The organism is Solimonas sp. SE-A11, from assembly GCF_030345715.1.
GTDB lineage: Bacteria > Pseudomonadota > Gammaproteobacteria > Nevskiales > Nevskiaceae > Solimonas_A.
Genome location: NZ_JAUASX010000012.1, coordinates 74625 through 92521 on the forward strand (window position 1 = coordinate 74625; position 17897 = coordinate 92521).

Annotated in this window: 17 protein-coding genes and 3 pseudogenes; 4 read left to right on the forward strand and 16 right to left on the reverse strand. The window is 66.0% G+C overall.

The window, feature by feature from the left end:
* Window positions 1-36: 36 nt before the first annotated feature.
* The 10 genes and pseudogenes from QT386_RS14610 to QT386_RS14645 all read right to left on the reverse strand — a co-directional run bounded on the left by QT386_RS14610 (window position 37) and on the right by QT386_RS14645 (window position 7576).
* Complete coding sequence (locus tag QT386_RS14610; RefSeq protein WP_289274493.1) at window positions 37-1587, reverse strand: long-chain-fatty-acid--CoA ligase; 1551 nt, start codon at window positions 1585-1587, stop codon at window positions 37-39.
* Window positions 1588-2017: 430 nt separating this feature from the next.
* Entirely contained in the window at window positions 2018-2833 is an 816-nt protein-coding gene (locus tag QT386_RS14615; RefSeq protein WP_289274494.1) for a hypothetical protein, read from the reverse strand.
* Window positions 2830-3062, reverse strand: a pseudogene (locus QT386_RS23475) (hypothetical protein); the annotation flags it as partial. The pseudogene QT386_RS23475 and the gene QT386_RS14615, both read right to left, overlap by 4 nt.
* Window positions 3063-3151: 89 nt before the next feature.
* A complete protein-coding gene (locus QT386_RS14620; RefSeq protein ID WP_289274495.1) occupies window positions 3152-3904 on the reverse strand; it encodes a CoA transferase in 753 nt (250 codons plus the stop codon).
* A 37-nt stretch (window positions 3905-3941) separates the two neighbouring features.
* Window positions 3942-4007, reverse strand: a pseudogene (locus tag QT386_RS23480) (hypothetical protein); the annotation flags it as partial.
* Entirely contained in the window at window positions 4004-4225 is a 222-nt protein-coding gene (locus tag QT386_RS14625; protein ID WP_289274496.1) for a hypothetical protein, read from the reverse strand. The gene QT386_RS14625 and the pseudogene QT386_RS23480, both read right to left, overlap by 4 nt.
* 11 nt (window positions 4226-4236) lie before the next feature.
* Window positions 4237-5025, reverse strand: a complete 789-nt coding sequence (locus QT386_RS14630; RefSeq protein ID WP_289274497.1) for an enoyl-CoA hydratase/isomerase family protein — start codon at window positions 5023-5025, stop codon at window positions 4237-4239.
* Window positions 5026-5178: 153 nt separating this feature from the next.
* Complete coding sequence (locus tag QT386_RS14635) at window positions 5179-6111, reverse strand: ketoacyl-ACP synthase III (protein ID WP_289274498.1); 933 nt, start codon at window positions 6109-6111, stop codon at window positions 5179-5181.
* A 74-nt stretch (window positions 6112-6185) separates the two neighbouring features.
* Window positions 6186-7361, reverse strand: a complete 1176-nt coding sequence (locus QT386_RS14640; protein ID WP_289274499.1) for an acyl-CoA dehydrogenase family protein — start codon at window positions 7359-7361, stop codon at window positions 6186-6188.
* A 44-nt stretch (window positions 7362-7405) separates the two neighbouring features.
* The gene (locus tag QT386_RS14645; RefSeq protein WP_289274500.1) at window positions 7406-7576 is read right to left on the reverse strand and encodes a hypothetical protein; all 171 of its coding nucleotides are present in this window, start codon (window positions 7574-7576) and stop codon (window positions 7406-7408) included.
* Window positions 7577-7788: 212 nt separating this feature from the next.
* Here QT386_RS14645 and QT386_RS14650 point away from each other — a divergent pair, with 212 nt between their 5' ends.
* From QT386_RS14650 to QT386_RS14665, 4 genes and pseudogenes are all read left to right on the forward strand, one after another.
* Complete coding sequence (locus tag QT386_RS14650) at window positions 7789-8463, forward strand: TetR/AcrR family transcriptional regulator (RefSeq protein WP_289274501.1); 675 nt, start codon at window positions 7789-7791, stop codon at window positions 8461-8463.
* A gap of 96 nt (window positions 8464-8559) precedes the next feature.
* Window positions 8560-9305 (forward strand): annotated as a pseudogene (locus QT386_RS14655) (EtfB protein).
* Window positions 9306-9373: 68 nt separating this feature from the next.
* Entirely contained in the window at window positions 9374-10450 is a 1077-nt protein-coding gene (locus QT386_RS14660) for an IS5 family transposase (protein WP_289274503.1), read from the forward strand.
* 151 nt (window positions 10451-10601) lie between these two features.
* Window positions 10602-11537: an electron transfer flavoprotein subunit alpha/FixB family protein gene (locus tag QT386_RS14665; protein WP_289274504.1), complete on the forward strand. Its 936-nt coding sequence runs from the start codon at window positions 10602-10604 to the stop codon at window positions 11535-11537.
* Between the two features lie 48 nt (window positions 11538-11585).
* Here QT386_RS14665 and QT386_RS14670 read toward each other — a convergent pair whose 3' ends face one another.
* The 6 genes from QT386_RS14670 to QT386_RS14695 form a co-directional block, all read right to left on the reverse strand.
* On the reverse strand, window positions 11586-12728 hold the full coding sequence (locus QT386_RS14670; RefSeq protein WP_289274505.1) for an acyl-CoA dehydrogenase family protein: 1143 nt from the start codon (window positions 12726-12728) through the stop codon (window positions 11586-11588).
* A 23-nt stretch (window positions 12729-12751) separates the two neighbouring features.
* A complete protein-coding gene (locus tag QT386_RS14675; protein WP_289274506.1) occupies window positions 12752-13882 on the reverse strand; it encodes an acyl-CoA dehydrogenase family protein in 1131 nt (376 codons plus the stop codon).
* Window positions 13883-13910: 28 nt separating this feature from the next.
* Window positions 13911-15065 (reverse strand): acyl-CoA dehydrogenase family protein, encoded by a 1155-nt coding sequence (locus tag QT386_RS14680; RefSeq protein WP_289274507.1) that lies wholly within the window; start codon window positions 15063-15065, stop codon window positions 13911-13913.
* A gap of 36 nt (window positions 15066-15101) precedes the next feature.
* Window positions 15102-15941 carry an alpha/beta hydrolase gene (locus QT386_RS14685; RefSeq protein WP_289274508.1) on the reverse strand — a complete coding sequence of 280 codons (840 nt, stop codon included), beginning with the start codon at window positions 15939-15941 and terminating at the stop codon, window positions 15102-15104.
* A 71-nt stretch (window positions 15942-16012) separates the two neighbouring features.
* Window positions 16013-16624, reverse strand: a complete 612-nt coding sequence (locus tag QT386_RS14690) for a class I SAM-dependent methyltransferase (protein ID WP_289274509.1) — start codon at window positions 16622-16624, stop codon at window positions 16013-16015.
* A gap of 109 nt (window positions 16625-16733) precedes the next feature.
* Window positions 16734-17894, reverse strand: a complete 1161-nt coding sequence (locus QT386_RS14695) for an acyl-CoA dehydrogenase family protein (protein ID WP_367401444.1) — start codon at window positions 17892-17894, stop codon at window positions 16734-16736.
* Window positions 17895-17897: the final 3 nt, after the last annotated feature.

Consider the following 17897-nt stretch of genomic DNA (forward strand, 5'->3'; position numbering starts at 1 on the left):
CCCCACCGCTTTGGCGCGCTTGCCAAACTCGGCTGCTCAGCTCACTTGCCGGCCGCGCCCTTCCCAGTACGGCTTGCGCAGCTCGATCTTCAGAATCTTTCCGGCGCCGCTGACGGGTAGTGGCTCGCCGCGGAACGACACGCTGCGCGGCAGCTTGTAGCCGGCGATGCGCTGCCGGCAATGCTCGATGACCTGTTCGGCGGTCAGCGAGACGCCCGGCTTGGGTACGACCACGGCATGTACCGCCTCTCCCCACTGCTCGCTCGGCACGCCAATCACCGCGCATTCCTGAACGCCGGGGAGCTCGTAGATCGCGCCCTCGACCTCGACGCTGAACACGTTCTCGCCGCCCGAGATGATCATGTCCTTGGCACGGTCCACGATGAATACGAAACCGTCCTCGTCCATGTAGCCGATATCGCCGGTATGCAGCCAGCCGTTACGCAAGGTCTGTGCGGTCTGTTCCTTGAGCTCCCAGTAGCCCTGCATGACGTTCATGCCGCGCGCGCAGATCTCACCGACCTGACCGCGCGGCAGTTCGCGGTCCTGGCCATCCACGATGATCACTTCTACGCCATAGGCGGGGCGCCCGGCACTGGTGAGTTTGGTTCCGCCCTCGACATGAAAGCGCGGTTCCAGGAAGGTGATGACCGGCGCAGCCTCGGTCTGCCCGTAGCCCTGTGCCAGCTCGATACCGGGCAACAGGACCATCGCCTTCTTCAGCACTGCCTCGGGCATCGGCGAGGCCCCGTACATGAGCCGCCTGAAGCTGGAGAGGTCATAGTCGGCGATGCGGCCGGAATTCACCAGCAGGTTGATCATCGTCGGCACCAGTATCGAATGCGTCACCCGATGCCTGGCGATCGTCTCCAGCACGGCGTCGACATCGAAGCGCGGCACGGCGACGTGGGTGCCGGCGCCCATTGTCACCGCAAAGGTGCTCGCCATGTCGGCAAGGTGGAACATCGGCGCCGCATGTAGGTAAACCGAGCGGTCGTCATAACCCAGAGCCGGCAGCACGTTGAGCGCGTTGTAGACGATGTTGTCATGCGAGAGCATGACGCCCTTGGACTTACCGGTCGTTCCGCCGGTATAGAACAGGCCGGCAAGATCGTCCCCACCAGCATTGGCGTCCGGCACAGGGGCGCTCTGCACGAGCAGCCGCTCGTACTCAAGGCAGCCCTCGGGGCAGGGCCCGTCGCCGATGAAGATCACGTGCCGGACCGCCGTGAGCAGCGGACGCAAGGCCGACAGTATCCTGGAAAATGCGTCGTCGATAAACAATACCACGCTCCCGGAATCTTCCAGCGTGTATGCGATCTCGGGTGGAGCGAGCCGGATGTTGACCGGGTTGCAGGCGGCCCCGGCCCAGGCCACGCCGTAGATGTATTCGAGGTAGCGGTCGCTGTTGAGTGACAGGATCGCGACGCGATCCGCGCGTCTGACCTCCAACTCCTTGAGCGCGCCTGCCAGGCGCGCGACGCGCTCTTGGAAGTGCTTCCAGGTCTGACGGCGCTCGCCGAAGATCGTGGCGGTGCCCTTGGCGTTGATCTGGACCGCCCGGCGCAGGGTTTGAGTAATGAACACGACCGCTCCTCAATGTTGTGGGGTTGTCTGAATAACCTAACGAATGTTAGATTGTCATGCAGCCAAGCGCAAGCACACTTGCTTGTGCGAGGTTTCTGGCAAGCTGCTGCGCGTCTTGGCCGGCGGCGTGCCGCGCAAGGTGCAAGTATTGTTATCAACCGATCCACGCGCGTTCCCAGAAGTAGCTGGCGGTGAAATGCGCCGCCTCGGCATTGTCCCTCGCCATCGCGGCGGTGCCGCCGCGGCGCACGCCGCGCTGGTGCAGGCGCGTGGGCGATGCGCCACGCCGCCTCGTCGAGTTCGCGGAAGCTCAGTTCGCCGTCGGCGGCGATGACGGCGGGCTTGTCGGGGTATGCGCGACGTTGCGCAGCAGCAGGTCGATGACGGCCATGGGGGCTCTCCTCGTTTCGTGGGCTGCGGCGGTGCAGTGCTAGCGCTTTTCGGAAACCGGTCCGCCGGGTTCGAATTCGCTGACGCGGTAGCCGGCCTCGATCGGAATCCGCAGACGTGGACCCTGCGCGGTAGCCACCAGCTCGGGGAGGACGCGGACGACCGGCTGTGCGCGGGCGGCGGCAAAGGCATCGGCGACGCCGTAGCTGTAGCCCAGGCGCTGCAGGTTGAGCCGCGTCGGCGCGACGATAGTGCGCTGGCCCGCGTCGGCCTGCGCCAGCGCATCGACCGGCCGGATCCAGACCGAGTCCACCAGCTCGCGGCCGTCGTGGCGCGCCAGCTGGCGCGCCGGCGGCGAGGCCAGGAAGAAGCGCGTGTCGAAACGCTTGGGCATCATCACCGGGGTGACCCAGTGCGCAAAGTCCACCAGCGACTCGCAGGTCAGTTCCAGGTCCTCCGCCCGTAGCATCTCACCGATGCCCAGCTCGGCACGGTCGAGCGGGCCGCGGTAGTGGGCGAGGCGTTCCAGTCGTTCCGGGCCGACGACGTCGGGGCTACCGCGCTCCCGCGCGAGCAGCAGTCCGCATTCCTCGAAGGCTTCGCGCAGCGCCGTGATGCGCAGCGTCGCCTGCTCCTCGTCCAGGCCCGCCAGCCCGCTGGCGTACTCGCGCGCAAGCGGCTCGCGGTCGCCGGGCGCGAGCTTGCCGCCGGGGAAGACGAGCGCGCCCGAGGCGAAGTCGATCTCGTGATGGCGCACCACCATGAAGACTTCCAGTCCCTGCGCGCCGTCGCGCAGCAGCAGGAGCGTGGCGGCCGGCCTGGCCGCAACCGGTGTGGAGGGGGAGGGTGTGGTCATGATGGCTCCACTCGGGTGGATCGGATTCCCGTCAGTGATTGCCCAGGATGCAGGTAGGTGGCGCCGCTGGACGGCGTGCCGCCGGTGCCGTGGACCAGCGCCCTGCGTGCGTTCGCCACCCGGTGCTCGCCGCATTCGCCGCGCAACTGGCGCACCGCTTCGATCAGCAGGGAGATGCCGTATATCCTTGGGGGTGGGCGTAGGGCAGACCGCCGCCGTGGGTGTTGAGCGCAATGCGCTCGCCGGACGCCGGGCGCTGTTCGGGCACGAAGGCCGCGCCCGGCCGCTATGGCAATCGCGGCGTGCGCCACGTGGGCCTCAACGGCCGAGCTGCCGATGTTGATGCCGTCCATGAAGCGCGGTGCAATGCCGAAGTACTCGGCCATGGTCGGCGTGATCAGCTGGCCCGGTACCGGCACGCCCCACATGCCGGTGTTCCACACGGGAGGCATTGTCGGCATAGCGCGGATTGCGCGTCCATTCGGGCCGGTCGATCAGCGCGCACAGGCGCGTAAAGGCGGCGTAGTTGATCACCGAGAGGGTGAACCAGCGACCGTCCGCGGCGCGGAAATGGCGGCTGGGTGCGACGATCGGCGGATTGATCTCGCGCGTCACCTGTCCGTCCAGCGTCGCCTCGGCGATCTTGCTGCCCAGGAAGTTGAGCATGGTGTCGATCAGGGCCGGCTCCAGCTTCTGGCCGCGGCCGCTCTTCTGGTGCTCCAGCAGGGCGGCCATCGCGCCCGGGGCGCCGCACATGCCCGAGGCCACGTCGAGCTTGAGCAGGTAGGGGCTGTCGCTGCCGCAAGCGGTGAGGGTGTAATGGATCAGGCGCGGTTTGAGCGGCGCAAGGTCCTCGAAATGCAGCCGCGCGCGCTCGGCGAAATCCGGCCGGAAGCTGTGGATCAGCACGTCGGCGCCCGCCACCAGGCGCTTCTGCACCTCGCGCCCGCGCGGCTGGCGCAGATCCAGCGCCAGCGACTCCTTGCCACGGTTGGTCTGCAGAAACAGCGCCGCCGTGTCGCCGCAGAACGGCGGGCCGAAGCTGCTGCCTCCTGGCCGGCAGCGCCTCAAGCTTGACGACGCGCGCGCCGTAGTGCGCCAGCGCCATCACGGCGTAGGGGCGGGAGATCAGCCGCGACAGGTCCAGGACGGTTATGCCTTCCAGCGTCGTCATGCGGGCGACTTCGGCAGGAAGCAGACGGTCTCGGTGAAGTCCGCCACCTCCTCGTCGCGCTGGTTGATGACGCGGTGGCGGATGTCGAGCAGGGTATAGCCGCGGCGGGTCTTCGGCCGCCGCCGCGCCGCGCCGACGACGTGAATGCTGCCGAACTCGCCGGAGGGGATCGCCGGCGCATTGTCCGGCCCGGCGGTGCTCATGGCCGTCGTGCTCATCGTCAGAGCCTTCAGCGGCCCTTCCACTGCGGTTTGCGCTTCTCGGCGAAGGCCTTGGGCCCTTCAATGGCGTCTTCGCTGGGATAGACGTGACGCTCGTAGTAATCCCAGGCCGCCTGCAGGCCGGGTTCGCAACCCAGCGTGGTGGCGTCCTTGAGCGCCTTCTTGCCCGCCATGACCGAACGCGGCGCCGCATCGGCGATCTTGCGCGCCAGCTCCCGCGCGCGTGCCTGGACGGCCGCGTCGCTGTCCTCCAGGTAATTGAGGAAGCCGACCGCGTAGAGGCGCTCGGCCGGCAGCATCTCGCCGGTGAGTACGGTTTCCATCAGCTGCGCCTGCGGCATCATCCACAGCAGCGGCACCGCCCAAGGCGAGCCGCGGCCGATCTTGACCTCGGTAATGCCGCCGCGCGTGCCGGCCAGGCCCACGCGCAGGTCGCAATTGAGCGCGAGCATCATGCCTCCGGCCGGGAAGTGGCCGTTGATCGCAGCGATCAGCGGTTTGCGCACCTTGCCGATGCCGTCGTTGCGCAGGTCGGCGAAGAACTCGAGGATGTCCTTGCCGGTTTCGATTTTCAGGCGTGCCGCCTCGCGCAGGTCCATGCCGGCGCAAAAGGTACCGCAGTAGCTGCTGGTGAGGATGGCCACCCGCACCCCGGGATCGGCGTCGATGCGCTTCCAGGTGTCGGCCAAGATGTGCGTGACCTGCGGCGAGAGCGCGTTGCGGCGCTCGGGGCGGTTGAGGGTCACGGTCGCGATGCCATCCTCGACCGAGTAGAGAAGCTCCTGGTGTTCAGTCATGCGAAGTCTCCTGAGAATCATTCGCCGCGGGCGGCGATAGAGTCATGCAACCGCCGCTAGCGGGCAACGGACAAGGCCCCCGCGGCGCCGGGTAGGGTGGTCGTGTGCCGGCGAGGACGCGTGCCGCGGACAGGCCGGTATGCGATTGCGCGCTCACGGCGCGGGCACTCGGCTGAGCACGGTGGAGGCCCAGGACAGTCCGACACCGAAGCCGGACAGCGCCACGTGGCGGTCCTCTGGCAGCAGATGATCGGCCAGCACGATTGGGATCGACGAGCTGACGGTGTTGCCGTACTCCGCGGCATGGAATCGCGTGCGGTCGGCGAGTCCCAGCGCTTCGCCGATGTTCTCCACGATCACGCGGCTGCCCTGGTGGAGTACCACGCGGTCGATCTGCTGCGGGCTCAGGCCGTTGATGTCGAGCGCACGGCGCAGGCTGCCGGGAACCACGCTCATGGAGAACTGTAGAACGGCGCGACCATCCATGAACAGGCGGCCGCTCGCGGCATCCACCTTCAGCGAGCCGGCGTAGCGTCCCTCGGTGCCGAAATCGAAGCGTCCGAGGCGCCACGTCGGCCTGTCGTTCAGCAGCGTGGCGGCCGCGCCGTCGCCGAACAGCAACGCCGTGCGCTTGTCGTCAGGGTCCACTATCTTGGAGTAAGGATCTGCGGTGATCAGCAGTCCATGTCGCAGGCCGTTGGACTGCATGAAGCTTCTCACGATCGACAGGCCGTAAACGTAACCGGAACAGCCCAGGCCGATATCGAAGACGGCGCAGTCGGGCGCCAGGCCGAGCCGCGCATGCACCAGGGCGGAGCAATGCGGCAGGCCGCGGCCGTCGGGATTCTGCGTGACCACGACCAGACAGTCGACCTGTTCGCGTTCTACCGCGCCGCGGGCGAACAGCGCCTCGGCGGCGGCCGCGGCCAGGTCCGAAGTGTCCTGATCCGCCGCGCGGCGCGAGGTCTGCTGCACGCCGATGCGGCGTTCCAGGGTGGCGAGCGGCACGCCCAGCCGCTCGGCGTGCGCCGCATTCCTGATCCGTTGGGGCGGCAGCACGTAAGCGATGTCCGCGATGCCGATCATGGCTTGGCTCGGGCCGCGGACCTGCGTGGCTTACGATGATTCACGGACCTTGCCTCTGCCGGTTTGTGCGCCATTCAGTAGCTCTTGGGCAGGCCGAGCACATGCTCGCCGATGTAGTTCATCAGCATCTCGTTGTTGATGGGCGCGATCTCCATCAGCCGCACCATGGGCCAGAGGGTCACCACGTCGTAGTCGCGGTCGAAGGCGTAGCCGCCGTGGGTCTGGATCGACGCTTCCACCGCCGCCACCGCCGCGCGCGAAGCCAGCAGCTTGGCCATGTTGGCATGCGCACCGGCGTCCTCGCCCGCGTCGAAGCGCTCGGCAGCGGAGTAGGTCATCAGCCGCGCGGCTTCCAGCTCTGCCTTGGCCAAGGCCATGCGGTGCTGGAGCGCCTGGTAGCTACCGATCGGCTTGCCGAAGGGCTTGCGCTCCATCGCGTAGGCAACCGCCTTCTTCAGCGCGTAATCACCCATGCCGAGCGCGGCCGCGGCGGCGAGCAGGCGCTCGGAATTGAGCCCCTCGAACATCAGCTTGGCCCCCTTGCCCGCTTCCCCGATCAGCGCATCGGCGGGCAGGTGCACGTTGTCGAAGAACACCATGTACTGACGCTCCGCGGTCTCGACCTGGATGTTCAACTGCTGAAGGGTGATGCCCGGGGTTTTCATGTCGACCACGAACAGCGACATGCCCTCGGTGCGGTGCTGGAGCTCCGATGCCTTCTGTGTGCGCGCGATCACCAGCATGATGTCGGCGTCGCGGGCGCCGGAGATGAAGACCTTCTGCCCATTGAGCACCCAGCCTTCGCCGTCGCGCGTGGCCAGCGTGCTCATGTTGAAGCTGTTGGTGCCGGCGTTGGGTTCGGTGATGGCGAAGCACAGCTTAATCGAGCCGTCGCAGGTCGGCGTCACGAACTTCTTGATCTGCTCCGGCGTGCCGTGTCTCACAATGGGTACGCGGCCCAGGCCAGTGACGACGAGGAACAGAGTCGGTACGCCGCTCAGCGCCAGCGCTTCGGCCAGCGCGACGATCTCCACGACGCCGCCGCCGGAGCCGCCGAACTTCTCGGGTACGGACAGGCCGAGCAGGCCGTATTCGCCCATGGCTCTCCACATCTCATCGGGGAAGCGGTCTTGTTCGATGCACCGGCGAATATAGGTGCGCGGGTATTGCTCGGAGATGCCGTGCGTGGCCTCCTGCACCTGACGGATGCGGCTGGCGAGGGACTCGGCCGGGATGGAAAGCTCGTTCATGGTTTCTTCGTCTTCGTAGTAGGGGACGGGAGGAAATCGTCGTGCTACAGCGGTAGCCGGGCGCAGACGCTGGCTTGCACGTACAGACTGCGCGCTGTGCCGAGCGTAATCTCAAGGTCGATCAGCCCCAGTCCGGCCTCGCGATAACAGCGCAGGATCCGTCCCTCGGCGCTGCCTGTGATGATGATTGACTTGTTGCCGATCTCGAGATTCATGACGTACGTGCTCCCTCGCACTTTGATGGGCGAATCGTCAGCACGGCTTCGGTGCGGACAAAAACTGACGGGACACTTGACTCTGCGTTAGTTTAGTTTAGGATTCTATCAAATGATAGTTAGAAGATGTGCTATTTCAACGCAGCGGTCGACGGCCCTGCGAGTCGTGTAACATTCTGTGCTGTGCAAGGCAAAAATTTTTCCGCTACGTGATGGCAACTGTGAAAAAAAGAAAGAGCGCCGCAATCCGGGTCCGTGATTCAGCCGCTGAGTTGACGAGGGAACAGGTACTCAAGGCGGCAGCCGGCCTCTTCAAGAGGCAAGGTTACGCGGCGACCACTCTCCGGCAGATCGCAGATGATGCAGGAATCCAGGCTGGCAGCGTCTACTACCATTTCGAGTCGAAGGACAGGATTCTTGTCGAGATTCTGGACTTGGGGATCGATCTGGTTCATCAAACCGTGCTCGATCGGCTCAAGGCCTTGCCTGAAGACGCCTCGGGCCGGGAGCGATTTGCCGCCGCGCTGGAGGGGCATCTCACGGGACTCCTCCAGCACGGCGAATATACGTCGGCCAGCATCCGGATATATGGCCAGTTGCCGGCGGATCTCCGGCGTCCGAACCAAGCGCGCAGACGCAGGTACAGTGCCCTCTGGGACCGGCTGTTGGCCGAAGCGCAGGCGCGTGGCGAGATCCGGACCGGAGCCAATCTGCACCTGACGCGATTGATCGTGCTGGGGACGATCAACTGGACGGTGGAGTGGTTCGATCCAGGCCAGGGGACGCTGAACGATGTTGTACGGCAGATGGTGAGCATACTGTCGGACGGCTTATTTGCGCCCGTTGCACCGCCTGCACCGCAGGCACGGGTCAGGTCGGCACGCTGATCGACGAACGCCGGGTGTCCGGCGGACGTGTATGCGGACCGGACGTCCAGTGCACGCGGACCCGATACCGAATCTCAAAACCAAGTTAGGAAGCCGATGAAAGCGCTCGTCAGTGTCAAACGCGTCGTGGACTACAACGTCCGCATCCAGATCAAGTCCGACGGATTGGGCGTGGTCACCGACGGCGTCAAGCACTCCATGAATCCCTTCGATGAGATCGCGATGGAAGAAGCGGTGCACCTGAAGGAGAAGGGCAAGGTCACCGAAATTGTCGCCGTGACAATCGGCGGCGCCAGGAGCGAAGAGACCCTGCGCTCCGCGCTGGCCTTCGGCGCCGACCGTGCGATCCACATCAAGGAAGAAGGCGAAGTTCAGCCGCTGACAGCGGCCAAGGCGCTCGCCGCCGCGATGAAGAAGGAAGGTGCGCAGCTATTCCTTTGCGGCAAGCAGGCGATCGACGACGACGCCAACCAGACCGGCCAGATGGTCGCCTCGCTGCTCGACATCGCGCAGGCAACTTTTGCGTCGAAGGTCGAAGTTGACGGCAACAAGGCGACGGTGACGCGTGAAGTCGACACCGGACTGGAGACGCTCGAAGTCGACCTTCCGGCGGTCATCACGACCGACTTGCGCCTCAATCAGCCGCGCTATCTCAAGCTGCCAGACATCATGAAGGCAAGAAGAAGCCGATCGAGACGGTTGCGCTCGGTGACCTGGGCGTCACCGTCGGCGCCGGCTTCAAGACCGCCAAGACCGTACCGCCGCCGAGCCGCTCGAAGGGCGTGATGGTCAAGACCGTCGACGAACTCTTCGATGCCCTCAAGAACAAGGGCCTGCTCTAAGAGTTTGCTGAAAAACTCCGCAAGAATTCTGTTGTCTGAGGGGCGTACATCAGAGGGTGGAGCATGGGATGCGCGGAGCGGACATCAAGCAGGTGGAGATGCTGGTAGCGTTTTCACTGGAGGATCGGGTACCTGCGGCACATCCTCTGCGCACCATACGCCGGCTGGTGGATGAATCGCTGTCGGCGATGAGCGGCGTGCTGACGACGATGTACTCGCACACGGGACGGCCGTCGATTCCCCCGGAGCGTCTGATTCGCTCGCTGCTGCTGCAGGTGCTGTACTCGATCCGCAGCGAGCGGCAGCTGGTAGAGCAGCTGGACTACAACCTGCTGTACCGCTGGTTTGTCGGCATTGGCCTGGACGAGCCGGTGTGGGATGCCACGAGCTACACCCGCAACCGCCAGCGCTTGATTGACGCGGACGCCGGACGCGCCCTGATGGCGGCGATCCTGGGCCAGGCCCGCGAGCGCCAGCTGCTGTCGGACGAGCACTTCAGCGTGGACGGAACGCTGATTGAAGCCTGGGCCAGCCAGAAGAGCTTTCAGCGCAAGGACGGCGAGCCCCCGGCGGATGGCGGGAGCAACTTTCGCGGTCAGTCACGCACCAACGACACCCATGCCTCGGTGACCGATCCGCAGGCGCAGTCCTACCGCAAGTCACAGGGCCAGGAGGCGCGGCTGGCCTACCTGGGCCACGCCCTGATGGACAACCGACATGGCCTGGCCGTGGATGGCTGTGCGACCCAGGCCACTGGCACCGCAGAACGTGATGCCGCCGCGCAGATGATCGACTGGATCAAGACCGGCGGTGAGATTACCTTGGGCGCCGACAAGGGCTATGACACCGAGGCCTTTGTCGAGCGCCTGACACGAGGCCGGGTCAAGCCGCATATTGCCCAGAACACCACGAACCGGCGCTCGGCGGTGCCGGAGGCTGTGGCTCAAACCGAAGGCTACGCCAAGAGCCTCAACGCGCGTCCTCGCATCGAGGACATCTTCGGCTGGCTCAAGCGCATTGGCGGCATGAAGAAGGTGAAGCTGCGTGGTACCGCCAAGGTCCACAGCCTGTTTACCTTCGCGCTGGCGGCTTACAACCTGGTCCGGCTGCGAACGCTGATGATGCCGCAGCCGAGCTGCGTCTGATGATCGGAAATCAGCGCCCAACGGGCGCGTAGAACCTCAGAACAAGTCCCAAAATGTCTCGAAAATGATCAAGCCCACGACGCGCGTCGAAAATTGCGTGGGTTTTTCAGCGAACTCCTAAGAGCGCGCACGCTTCAAGGATTAGACAGACATGAGCAAGATTCTGATTGTCGCGGAGCATGCCGAGGGCAAGCTCAATAACGGTGTCGCCAAAACCGTGGCTGCGGCCAAGGGCATCGGCGGCGAGATTCACGTCGTCGTGTTCGCCGCCGACGCGGCGGCGGTTGCCGGACAGGCCGCGCAGCTCGATGGCGTCGCCAAGGTGCTGACCGTCAACAACGCTGCTAACGCCTACCCGCTGGCTGCGATCCTCGCGCCGCAGGTCGCCGAAGTCGCCAAGAATGGCTACACGCATGTGTTGTTCCCCGGCACTACTTTCGGCAAGGATCTCGCACCGCGCGTCGCTGCCAAGCTTGACGTGCAGCAGATCAGCGACATCATGGCCACGCACAGTCCTACCAGTTTCGAGCGGCCGATTTACGCTGGCAACGCGATCACGACGGTCGAAGCGCCGACGGGTACGGTCGTCGCGACGGTGCGTTTGGCCTCGTTCCAGGCTGTCGGCAGCGGCGGCGCCGCCGCCATCGAAACCGTCAGCGTCAATCCCGCGCTGCCGAGTCACACGCGCTTCCTGAAGCTCGAGGCGCAGAAGTCCGAGCGTCCCGACCTGCAGTCGGCGGGCCGTGTCGTCTCCGGCGGCCGCGCGCTAGGCAGCTCCGAGAACTTCAAGGTGATCTATGAGTTGGCCGACAAGATCGGCGCGGCGGTCGGCGCGTCGCGCGCCGCGGTCGACTCGGGCTACGTGCCCAACGACATGCAGGTCGGCCAGACCGGCAAGATAATAGCGCCGGAGTTGTACTTCGCGATCGGCATCTCGGGTGCGATACAGCATCTCGCCGGCATCAAGGACGCGCGTACGATTGTGGCGATCAACAAGGACCCGGAAGCGCCGATCTTCGAAGTCGCCGACTTCGGCCTCGTCGGCGACCTGTTCCAGGTCGTGCCGGAGCTATCGCAGAAGCTCTGATCCGGCCGACCCGCGGCGGATTCCGGTCCGCCGCGGGTGGGCGCGCGTTCAGTAGGCAAGCTGGCGCGCGGCCAGGTCCTTCATGATCTCAGTCGCGCCGCCCCCGATGGACAGAACCTTGGTCTCGCGGAAGATGCGTTCGACCTTGGTGCCGCGCAAGTAGCCAGCGCCGCCGAGGATCTGCACCGCCTCGCCGGCGACGCGTTCCAGCATGCCGGTGGCGAGATTCTTCAGCAGACAGATCTCGGCCACCGACGTGTAGCCTTGGAGCACCTGCCAGCACAGCAGATCGAGCTGGGCCTTGACCGCGTCGAGCTGCATCTTCATGTCCACCAGCTTGTGGCGGATCACCTGCCGGGCGACCAGCGGCTCGCCGAAGGTCTGCCGGTGGCGCGCATATGCCAGCGACTCTTCGTAGCAGACCTGCCCGAAGGCCCAGGCCTGGGCGGCCAGCATCAGCCGCTCGTTGTTGAAGTTGTGCATGATGGCCTTGAAGCCGCGGTTCTCCTCTCCGATGATGTTTTGCGCCGGCACCCGGCAGTCCTGGAAGTAGAGGGTGGCGGTGTCGGAGCACCACCATCCCATCTTTTCCAGAGGCGTGCGCGTGAAGCCCGGCGTTCCGGCCTCCACCACGAGCAGTGACACGCCGCCCATGCCGGGGCCGCCGGTGCGCACCGCCACGGTGATGCAGTCGGCGCGCATGCCGGAGGTGATGAAGGTCTTGGAGCCGTTGACGATGTAGTGATCGCCCTCGCGCCGTGCCGTGGTGCGCAAGCTGGCCACGTCGGAACCGCCGCCGGGTTCGGTGATGGCCAGGGCCGCGATCTTGTGGCCTTCTATGACCGGCCGCAGGAACCGCTCCTTCTGCTCGTGTGTGCCCGAGGCGGCCACCGGCGGACTGCCGATGCGGTGGCTGACCAAGCTGGCCAGCAGACCGCCGGCGCCCGCGCGCGCCAGCTCTTCGGCCATGATCGATTGGTAGAACGGATCGTTGTCGCCGCTGCCGCCGTACTCCTCCGGAAAACCGATGCCCAGCACGCCGGCCTCGGCGGCCTTGCGCTGCAGCGCGCGCGGCAGTTCGCCCGCGCGCTCCCAGGCGTCGATGTAAGGCTCACACTCCTTTTGCACGAAACGCCGCAGCTGGCTGCGATAGGCTTCGTGGGCCTCGGTGAGAAACGGGTGGGGTGCCATGCAGTGTGCTTCCGGGGCCGTGCTCATGGAGCCGGCGTGGCAGCGAAGCGGCGCAAATGGTACTCGCGGCTGCCATAGAGCGTGCCGAACGCGCTGAGCTGACGGAAGTAGTGGCCCACGTCGAGCTCTTCGGTCACGCCGATGCCGCCGTGCAGCTGCACCGCTTGCTGGGCGACGAACTTGCTGGACTGCCCCAGATAGGCTTTGGCCGCCGACACGGCGCGCCGCCGGACCGCCGGCTCGGCGCTCTCGACGCGCACGCTGGACATGACCACCATCGAGCGCGACTGCTCGACTTCGACGAACATCTCCACCAAACGATGCTGCAGCGCCTGGAAGCTGCCAATCGGCGTGCCGAACTGTTTGCGCACCTTGAGGTAATTGCCGGTGCGCTCGAGCAGCGCGTTCATCGCGCCCAGCGCCTGGGCGCAGGCGGCGACGGTGGCGTGGTCGAGCGCGGCCTCCAGCGGCGCAAAGCCGGCGTCCGCCGCGCCGATGAGCGCCGTGGCCTCGAGCCGGACCCGGTCGAGCCGGATATCGGCGGCGTAGCCTCCGCCCATCACCGGGTAGGGCTTGAGCTCGACCCCGGAGGATCCGGCGTCGACGGCGAAAAGGCTAATCCCTCCCGGCTCGCTGTCGCTGCCGGACGTCCGGGCGCTGACGATCAGAGTGGCGGCGTTGGGCGCGTTGAGCACGCATTGCTTGCGTCCGCTCAGGACGTAGCCGTCGCCTTCGGCCTGCGCGCGCGTGGCGCAGCACGCCGGGTCCTCGGCGGAGCCCGGCTCGGCCCAGGCGACGGCGAGCTGCGCCTTACCCTCGGCCAGGCCAGCGAGCCGGCCCGCATCCGCGCCGCAGAAGCTCAGCAGGCGGCCCGGCAGCACCGCGCCGGCGACATAGGGCTCCAGCACCATGCCGCCGCCCAGAGCCTCGCAGATCAGTGATATGTCGAGCGCGCTGCCGCCAAGGCCGCCCGCGTCCTCAGGTAAGGGCAGACCGAGCCAGCCGAACTCCGCTATTTGCGACCACAGTGCGGGATCGCAGTGGCCGGGCAGCGGCAGCGTGGTTTTGTAGCGTTCGAAGCCGTAGCCCTTGAGGGCGAACCTGGTCGCGCTCTCGCGCAGCATCTTCTGTTCTTGAGAATAGGAAAAGTCCATGAGGTGTCCTTGTGTGTGTTTGTGCGTTTCAGAGCTGCAGCAGCAGCTTGGCCAGGACGTTCTTCTGAATTTCGTTGGTGCCGCCGTAGATCGAGCTGGCGCGTAGGAAGTTGTAGCGCTGCGTGGCGCCCGCAAACGCTGGATCCACGTCCTCGCCCGCCGAGAGCCAGGGCAGCGCGCTGAGGCCGCCAAGCTCCATCTGGGCCTCGGAGATCGCCTGCTGTAGCTCGGTGCCCTTGATCTTTAGTCCGGAGGACTCGCTGCCCGGCGGCTGCCCCTTGGACACGCGGTCGAGCGTGCGCAGATTGGTGTACTCAAGTGCGATGAGGTCGACTTCCAATGCAGCCAGACGGCGGGCCACGGCGGGATCTCGGACCAGTACCGGATCGGCGTCCACCGCTTCGCGCAGGCGTCCGAGCTGGTAGTAGCTGTCGGCGACGCCAGCGATGCTGGTGCGCTCGTGGGTGAGCAGGTACTTGGCGAGGGTCCAGCCATTACCCTCCTCGCCGACCAGGTTCTCCGCGGGAACGCGGACGTTGGTGAGGAAGACCTCGTTGAGGTGGTGGTGGCCGTCGATAGTGGTGATCGGCCGGATCTCGATGCCAGGGGTGCTCATGTCGATCAGCAGGAAGGAGATGCCCTGCTGTTTGGGCACGTCGGGATTGGTTCGGACCAGGCAGAACATGAAGTTGGCCCAGTGCGCCTGCGTGGTCCAGATCTTCTGGCCGTTGACGAGGTAGTGGTCGGCCTCGCGCGTCGCCCGGGTCTTGAGTCCGGCGAGGTCCGAGCCCGCAGCCGGCTCCGAGTAGCCCTGGCACCAGAACTCCTCGCCGCGCGCGATCGGCGGCAGGTAACGCCGCTTCTGCGCCTCGTTGCCGTAGTGCATCAGCACCGGCCCGAGCATGGACAGTCCGAAGGGGCTGGACGACGGCGCGCCGGCCAGGGCCCGTTCCGTGTCGAAGATGTACCGTTGCGTGGCGGTCCAGCCGGGGCCGCCGTACTCCTTGGTCCAAGTATAGGCGAGCCAGCCCTTGGCGCCGAGCTTGCGCTCCCAGGCGAACTGCGTCTCCCTGTGGCTGGGAATGCCGATCGACGGGCCCTCCTGCAGCGGCACGTTGTCGCGCATCCAGGCGCGGATCTCGGCGCGAAACGCCTGGTCCTCGGGGGAAAAATCAAGATTCATGGAAACTCCGTAGTGACGGGGGAATGTCGGGGGGCTTCAGCCGCCGGTGGGCAGCTTGCGGCGCAGGAATTCGATGACTGCGTTGCTGAAGACGTCGTTGCGTTCACCGGCGACCATGTGTCCGGCGTCCTCGACGTCGAACAGCTCGGCATGCGGAACTAGTTGCTGCAGCTCGCGCGCGCCTTCCGGGCTGACCACGTCGCTGGACCCGCCGCGCACCAGTAGGGTGGGGACGCGGATGCGCCTGGCGGCTTGCTCGCGGCGCTCCTGCTGCACCAGCGCCTCGCCGGCGCGGGAACGCGTGGCATGATCAAGGAAGCGCGGATCCCAGTGCCAGTACCAGCGCCCGTTTTCGCGTTGCCGCAGGTTCTTGCGCAAGCCGGCGGTGCTGCGCGACTTGTGGTTCGGATTGTAGGCGGCTATCGCCTCCGCCGCTTCCTCCAGACTGGCGAAGCCGCCGACGTGCGCGCGCATGAAATCCAGCACGCGCGCCACGCCGTCGGGCTCCAGTCGCGTGGCGATGTCGACCAGCAACAGGGCGCGGGCAAAATCCGCTGGTCCCTCGCCGATCGCCAGCAGGGAGGTCAGGCCGCCCATCGAGGCGCCCACCAGCGCAGGCGGCGCGCTCAGCGAGGCGCGCACGCAGGCCAGGTCGCCGACCATTGCATCGGCGCTGTAGTCGCCGTCCGCCACCCATTGGCTGTCGCCGTGACCGCGGGCGTCCAAGGCAATCGCCAGAAAGCCGGCTTGCGCCAGCCGCAGTGCGGTGCCGGCCCAGGCGTGGCGCGTCTGGCCGCCGCCGTGTAGCAGAATGATCGGCGGCGCCTGCGCGGAGCCGGCCAGGTCGGCGACGAGGATGTTGCCGTTGTGGCCCACAAATTCGGTCGCACGCAGAGATGTTGAGGGAGTTTGATCGAGCACAGCCCGTTGCCGGTGGAAGTGAAGTATCAGAGAGGAACCGCGATGCCGGTGTAGAAGTAACCAAGTAGACGCGGGGCTTGAACGAATCCCTGCCAGCCTTCCTGGATGCGGAAGCCGCCGCGCTCCACCAGAGCGTCGATCGGGCGGTTGAGATGACATCCGCCGCCAAGCAGCTTCCAGTAGGGAGTGAGGCGATCCTGCCATCGCCGCAGGCCAGGATTGGGTGCGGCCCCGTGTTCGGCGAACAGCAACTGCCCTCCGGGTTTGAGGGCACGCCGCATCTCCGCCAGCGCTGCAATGGGATCCGGAATCGTGCACAGGCTGAAGGTGCAGACCACGCAGTCGAAGCTGCGGTCATCCACCGGAATGCGCTCGGCTGACAGCGGCAAGGCCTGAAGCTCGATGCCTTGCTCCTGCGCGCGCCGCACGGCCCTGGGATGCAGGCCCGGATCAACGCCGCAGACGCAGCTGACGCGTCCGGCTGCATAGTGCGGCAGATTGCGCCCGGTGCCCACGCCGATTTCCAGTACGCGCCCCTGCGCCCGGGGAACCAGTCGCCTGCGCTCGTCTTCGAAGGTCGGGAGGCCGCAAACCGCATCGATCAGATAGGGCAGGACGTGGCGTTCGTAGAGATTCATGCCGGCGCAGCCTCCCCAGGCGACCGTACAGCGCGCGAAGAATTGCACGTCCTGTGCATTTCTTCCGGCCCTTCCGGGCCGGTCCGAGAGATCAAATAATCACGAGTGCTCACTCCAGCCCCCGCGCGATCAGCTCCTTCATGATCTCGTTGGTGCCGCCGTAGATCTTCTGCACGCGGGCGTCGGCGTAAAAGCGCGCGATGGGGTATTCGAGCATGTAGCCGTAGCCGCCGAAGAACTGCAGGCACTCGTCGACGATCTCGCACTGCTTTTGCGTGCACCACCATTTAGCCATCGAGGCCGTCGCCGCGTCGAGCCGGCCGTCGATCAGGCGCTGGATGCAGTGGTCGATGAAGACCCGGCCGAGAGTCAGCTCGGTGTGCCGCTCGGCGAGCCGAAAGCGCGTGTTTTGGAACTCGAGCAGGTGCTTGCCGAATGCCTTGCGCTCGCGCACGTAAGCCAGAGTGTGCTCCAGGGCCGCCTCGGCCGCGGCGATAGCGCCGACGCCGATGATCAGGCGCTCGCGTGGCAGCTGGTTCATCAGCTGGTAGAAGCCCTGGCCCTCACGGCCGCCCAGCACGTTTTCGGCCGGTACCTGCAGATCCTCGAAGAACAGCTCGGCGGTATCCTGCCCTTTCTGGCCGATCTTGTGCAGCAGCCGGCCACGGCGGAAGCCAGGCTGCTCGGCTGGTTGTTCAACCACCAGCAGCGAGATGCCCTTGGCGGCTTCGGCCGGATTGGTCTTGCAGACGATGATCAGCAGGCCGCAGTGATGACCGTTGGAGATGAAGGTTTTCGCCCCGTTGACCACGTAGGTCTCGCCCTTGCGCTCGGCGCGCGTGCGCACCGCCTGCAGATCCGAGCCGGTGCCCGGCTCGGTCATGGCGATGGCCCCAACCCATTCGCCGGAGGCAAGCCTGGGGAGCCAGCGCCGCTTCTGCTCGGGTGTGGCGCAGCCGGCGATGTAGTGACTGACGATCTCGTGGACGCCCTTGGCCCAGCTAGTATTGCCGGCACGGGCCTGCTCCTGCAGTATCACCGCCTCATGGGCGAAGCTGCCGTCCGCGCCGCCGTACTCCTCGGGCACGTCGGTGCACAGCAGGCCGGCTGCGCCAGCCTTGGTCCACAGCGCGCGGTCGACGTATTGTTGCTCGTTCCACTGTTCCTCGAACGGTGTGATTTCGGTGGCGATGAACTTGCGGACGTTGTCGCGGAAAAGCGCAAGCTCTTCGTTCATCCAGGGTGCTTGATCCGATGTCATGGTGCCCATGCC

What these genes read in the sequence shown, in the direction of transcription:
- QT386_RS14615 (WP_289274494.1), bottom strand. Translation starts at nt 2,833, where the DNA reads ATGACCACACCCTCCCCCTCCACACCGGTTGCGGCCAGGCCGGCCGCC.
- QT386_RS14625 (WP_289274496.1), bottom strand. Translation starts at nt 4,225, where the DNA reads ATGAGCACGACGGCCATGAGCACCGCCGGGCCGGACAATGCGCCGGCG.
- QT386_RS14630 (WP_289274497.1), bottom strand. Translation starts at nt 5,025, where the DNA reads ATGACTGAACACCAGGAGCTTCTCTACTCGGTCGAGGATGGCATCGCG.
- QT386_RS14635 (WP_289274498.1), bottom strand. Translation starts at nt 6,111, where the DNA reads ATGATCGGCATCGCGGACATCGCTTACGTGCTGCCGCCCCAACGGATC.
- QT386_RS14640 (WP_289274499.1), bottom strand. Translation starts at nt 7,361, where the DNA reads ATGAACGAGCTTTCCATCCCGGCCGAGTCCCTCGCCAGCCGCATCCGT.
- QT386_RS14645 (WP_289274500.1), bottom strand. Translation starts at nt 7,576, where the DNA reads ATGAATCTCGAGATCGGCAACAAGTCAATCATCATCACAGGCAGCGCC.
- QT386_RS14650 (WP_289274501.1), top strand. Translation starts at nt 7,789, where the DNA reads ATGGCAACTGTGAAAAAAAGAAAGAGCGCCGCAATCCGGGTCCGTGAT.
- QT386_RS14660 (WP_289274503.1), top strand. Translation starts at nt 9,374, where the DNA reads ATGCGCGGAGCGGACATCAAGCAGGTGGAGATGCTGGTAGCGTTTTCA.
- QT386_RS14665 (WP_289274504.1), top strand. Translation starts at nt 10,602, where the DNA reads ATGAGCAAGATTCTGATTGTCGCGGAGCATGCCGAGGGCAAGCTCAAT.
- QT386_RS14670 (WP_289274505.1), bottom strand. Translation starts at nt 12,728, where the DNA reads ATGGCACCCCACCCGTTTCTCACCGAGGCCCACGAAGCCTATCGCAGC.
- QT386_RS14675 (WP_289274506.1), bottom strand. Translation starts at nt 13,882, where the DNA reads ATGGACTTTTCCTATTCTCAAGAACAGAAGATGCTGCGCGAGAGCGCG.
- QT386_RS14680 (WP_289274507.1), bottom strand. Translation starts at nt 15,065, where the DNA reads ATGAATCTTGATTTTTCCCCCGAGGACCAGGCGTTTCGCGCCGAGATC.
- QT386_RS14690 (WP_289274509.1), bottom strand. Translation starts at nt 16,624, where the DNA reads ATGAATCTCTACGAACGCCACGTCCTGCCCTATCTGATCGATGCGGTT.
- QT386_RS14695 (WP_367401444.1), bottom strand. Translation starts at nt 17,894, where the DNA reads ATGGGCACCATGACATCGGATCAAGCACCCTGGATGAACGAAGAGCTT.